Source organism: Arsenicibacter rosenii (genome assembly GCF_001870735.1).
GTDB classification, from domain to species: domain Bacteria; phylum Bacteroidota; class Bacteroidia; order Cytophagales; family Spirosomataceae; genus Arsenicibacter; species Arsenicibacter rosenii.
The window spans coordinates 1-2,977 of sequence record NZ_MORL01000083.1; the positions used below are offsets into that span (position 1 = coordinate 1).

At 55.0% G+C, this 2,977-nt stretch carries 5 protein-coding genes; all 5 read left to right on the top strand.

Features of this window, described 5'->3' with window-relative positions; genetic code table 11:
* The coding region (locus BLX24_RS33010; protein WP_177225967.1) for a hypothetical protein at positions 1-912 on the top strand (912 nt) is incomplete at its 5' end.
* A 4-nt stretch (positions 913-916) separates the two neighbouring features.
* On the top strand, positions 917-2,152 hold the full coding sequence (locus BLX24_RS29790) for a phage head spike fiber domain-containing protein (RefSeq protein ID WP_071506846.1): 1,236 nt from the start codon (positions 917-919) through the stop codon (positions 2,150-2,152).
* 6 nt (positions 2,153-2,158) lie between these two features.
* On the top strand, positions 2,159-2,596 hold the full coding sequence (locus BLX24_RS29795) for a hypothetical protein (RefSeq protein ID WP_071506847.1): 438 nt from the start codon (positions 2,159-2,161) through the stop codon (positions 2,594-2,596).
* Between the two features lie 2 nt (positions 2,597-2,598).
* The gene (locus BLX24_RS34120) at positions 2,599-2,883 is read left to right on the top strand and encodes a DUF1353 domain-containing protein (RefSeq protein WP_071506848.1); all 285 of its coding nucleotides are present in this window, start codon (positions 2,599-2,601) and stop codon (positions 2,881-2,883) included.
* A partial coding sequence (locus BLX24_RS34125) for a DUF1353 domain-containing protein (protein ID WP_143092891.1) occupies positions 2,820-2,977 on the top strand: 158 nt, incomplete at its 3' end. The genes BLX24_RS34120 and BLX24_RS34125, both read left to right, overlap by 64 nt.

The following is a 2,977-nucleotide window of genomic DNA, read 5'->3' on the forward strand; positions in this document are numbered from 1 at the left end:
AGCAGCTTCAGTACCGCCAATCTGGAGCTCCTGGCCGGGCAGGGCTGGTCACCGGTATTTGCGGCTGTCGTTTCCGGATCAAAGGTTGTACGGCAACTGACGGGCTGGATTGGCGGGGAAGGTGTGGCTCCGGGCATCACCAGCGATGGCGATGCGCTGTATGAATCGTCAACCGGTCTGACCACCAACATTGCCAGTGCGACTGACTATCGCGGACCGCGCGGGTATGCTGGCTGGTCAGCGGTCTGGGCGGCAATCGTATCAAGTGATAAGGTGCTGCATCAGCTGAATGACTGGGTTGGCGGGGAAGGTACCAAACCCGCTATTACGTCTCCGGAAGGCCAGCCTTATTATCAGTCATCGACGGGCCTGACGACCACCATTGGCAATGCAACCGATTTCCGTGGTCCGCAGGGGTATGCTGGCTGGTCACCGGTTCACGGCTCAGTGCCCAATGGTCAGAATATTGTCCTGCAGCTGCTGGACTGGACCGGCGGCACCGGTACCAAACCTGCCATTACCAGCGGCGGCAATCCGCTTCATGTCAGTTCAACCGGCTACACGACCAACATCAGTCTGGCGACTAATTTCAACCCAACGAAAAAGTCAATTGATGCCGGTAGCGTCAGTACCGCCTACACCGCTGATATGAGTCAGGCCGATGATCTGGTGATCAGTATGACGATCACCTCAAACGTAACGCTGACGATCAGTAACCCGACGCTGGGCCGGACACTAACGCTGTACGTCACTCAGGGCGGTGCGGGCAGTTTCAGTATCACTTTCCCGGCAGCGGTTAAATTTCCTTCCGGAGCAGCCGTTGACTGGAATACGGCGGTTGGTAGTCTTACCGTCATCACGATGGAAGCCAACAGCACCACTTCACTGGTAGGGTATTACGCTAAACACTAAGCAGATGCGGAAAACGATGTTAGGGCTCGTCAGTCAGTTTACGCCCAGCCTGTTTCTGGATTTCACCAAAGGGGTAGTACCATCAGCTGTTACGTGCTCGCGTAATAGTATAGCGACACGGATTAACGGCAGCGGGGTAATGGAAACCGTAGCGGCCAACGTGCCCCGGATTGACTACGATCCGGTCACGATGGCTTGTCGTGGTTTGCTTATTGAGGAAAGTCGCACTAATTATATACTTAATTCAATTACGCCGGGAAACTGGAGCGTGGCGGGTGCGACAGTAAGGACCCCAAATGCAACTACCGCCCCCGATGGTTCTCTGGTGCCATCTTTCACGAATACAGCGGGACAATACAGCGGTGTAAATATGTCAAAACCAGCCGGTTTTGTTTTGGCAAACAGTACGTCGTACACTATCAGTACTCTTTATAAGTGTCTGGCGGCGAGCAATCCTGCCAATAAGCGCTTTTTCTGGGAAGTTAATTTCGGCAGTACTAACAATCTGGGTAACGCAGGTTTTAATATCGCTACACTGACGACTACGAAGAGCGCAGCTATAACGTCTGCAACGATTGAGGATTGGGGGGGCGGCTGGTATCGGGCGGTAATGACATTTACGACGGATGCGGCCGGAACCCCGGCGATAAGCGGCGCTTACATTGCCGGTTATGCATCCAGTACAGATACTTGTACGCTTGCCTTTTTTGGGGCACAATTAGAGCCCGGTGCCTTTGCCACGTCGATTATCCCGACGACAACGGCGGCGGTTACGAGGGGCGCTGACATCTGCACGCTGAATGCAGGTGCCTGGCTGAATCAGAACGCCGGTACATTCCTTGTCGAAACATATCATGCCAGTGCGGCTACCGTCGCGGGTGGCGCTCGGATTCTGGCTATCGGGACCGGACCCAGCACGATGCTGCATTTCGGCTATAACACACCAGCAACCAACCGGACGGAGAGCTACAACGGTACAGCCGTTACGGGCGTTACCGGCTCACGGACAACAGGCACAATCAAGCATGGCTGTGCGTTCGATGCCAACGGACGATCCGTAACGCGGGAAGGGTTAGCCGTTGGCACGGATACTAATCTAGTCGCGTCTTATGGAGCATTCAGTAGCTTCATGCTGGGCAATCGAGGTGGCGGAACCGGGGCAATTAATAGTCATTATCGGAAATTAACATACTACCCTCGCAGGGTGCCTAATAGCCTTATGCAGGCCTTAACGACTTAAATCACTATGATTATCCAGGAAACAGCAGAAACCATCCGCCATAACTGGCACAACCTGAGTCAGGCCCAGATCGCTGATCTGGAGGCCAGAGGGGTCATTGAGAACGTAGTGGATGCAACGTTTACATCCCGCGTGATCGGCAACAACTATTCCGGCAACTCGCATACACGGCGTGTCTACGTCTGCGGGGAACATAAGGTAGAAAACATTGTCGGGGAGGTTCAGCCGTTCAGAGCCATTGAGAATCTGGACCCGAATAACATGCATGCGGTGGCCGGTTACCTGGTGCAGCATGAGCCGGGTATTCAGGCTGCACTGATCGAACAGAACGGGGGCAACTTCCCGCAGATTCTTTCTCCGGTGATTCCGGAGCCACCGGCTCCCGTACTGCCTGAAGAGCCGGAAGTGCCTGCGGAGCCTGATCAACCGGTAAATCCTGAATAGTCATGGCCGTCCATGTGCTGCATGCGAGCGTCAGAAAGGTCTACGGCAAAAAGTATGACTGGTGGGTCTTTACGGAGCCCGCCATAATTCCCTGCGATAGCCGTGGCGTGGTGATCCCGGAAGGCTACGAGACCGACTACGCATCACGGCCGGACTGGGTGCCGGACTGGCTCATTCCCCGATCGGGCCTGAGCGCAATGCCCAGTGCGGCGCATGATTATCTGTGCGAAACCGGTATTGTTTCCCGCAAGGAGGCTNGGACTGGCTCATTCCCCGATCGGGCCTGAGCGCAATGCCCAGTGCGGCGCATGATTATCTGTGCGAAACCGGTATTGTTTCCCGCAAGGAGGCTGATCAGGTCTTTAACCAGCTGCTGTGGGA

Bases quoted from the DNA above. Each gene is read 5' to 3' on its own strand.
- BLX24_RS29790 (WP_071506846.1), top strand. From the start codon at position 917: ATGCGGAAAACGATGTTAGGGCTCGTCAGTCAGTTTACGCCCAGCCTG.
- BLX24_RS29795 (WP_071506847.1), top strand. From the start codon at position 2,159: ATGATTATCCAGGAAACAGCAGAAACCATCCGCCATAACTGGCACAAC.